Annotated in this window: 2 protein-coding genes; both read left to right on the forward strand. The window is 32.0% G+C overall.

The window, feature by feature from the left end; genetic code table 11:
* Positions 1–241: hypothetical protein (locus D1606_RS12010; protein WP_369973801.1), on the forward strand; the 241-nt coding region annotated here is incomplete at its 5' end.
* The gene (locus tag D1606_RS12015) at positions 238–630 is read left to right on the forward strand and encodes a YolD-like family protein (RefSeq protein ID WP_119416255.1); all 393 of its coding nucleotides are present in this window, start codon (positions 238–240) and stop codon (positions 628–630) included. The genes D1606_RS12010 and D1606_RS12015, both read left to right, overlap by 4 nt.
* Positions 631–947: the final 317 nt, after the last annotated feature.

The raw sequence follows: 947 nt of genomic DNA on the forward strand, positions 1-947 counted from the left end.
TAATCGAGAAGGTAACATCATGAAAGAACAGTTAGTAAAAGCTATGCAGTATCATCAATTGGTTGAATTAATGTATATGTCTAAATCGGGAGAAATCTCGAAAAGGCGAGTAAAGCTTCTTAAAATTAGTGGTGATAAGTTCCAAGCATTTTGTTTTCTAAAGCACTCAAAGCGTACTTTTATCATCGATAATGTTCTTGCAGTGTTGCCAGTAATCTATAAGGAACGTGAAGTGATATGAGTTTCGAGGAACAACAATATCAAGTCTATCTGTCAGCTTTAGAAAAAGATAGAGGTAGTATCAAGTGGTCCATGGCTATGATGATGCCTGAACATGTTAGTATGTTAAAGGAACGTAACAAACGTGATGGATATATTCCTAAACCTCATTTGGAAGAATGGGAACTAGATGACATGCAATCAAATATGACCATTGCATCAGCTATGAAATGTGAACTTGAATACAAGCTGTGGAATAACGGTAAATTTGAAATGCATTGTGGAGTAATAACCCGATTAAACGAAACAACTCGCCAATTTTATTATTTAGATACGTTTGGTAACAACTGCGGTCCATATTCATTAGACGATGTGGTCGATATTACACCAGTTGATTATAGAGAATATTAAAAGAACTGACTTAATTGCCAGTTCTTTTTTTGTTTTAAAGGCATTTCGATTTAATGATGAAATTAAGAGTTTCTTCATATATAAAAGGACATTATTAATTTCTTCTTAAACATGTTGTTTCATTGTAAAAAAAGTAGCTAAAGCTAAATACATATACTAAACAAAAAAATTGTCCACATCACATCATTCCCATTGCCCGCATTTTGCCCACATAAATGTCTAAATGTATAGTTCTTTATAATATAAAAATATTAAAAGCCTTGATATATCAACGTTTTTAATACTTGATAGAACTGAGTCATGAGATAATCCTTAAT

Source organism: Rummeliibacillus sp. POC4 (assembly GCF_003576525.1).
Lineage (GTDB): Bacteria > Bacillota > Bacilli > Bacillales_A > Planococcaceae > Rummeliibacillus.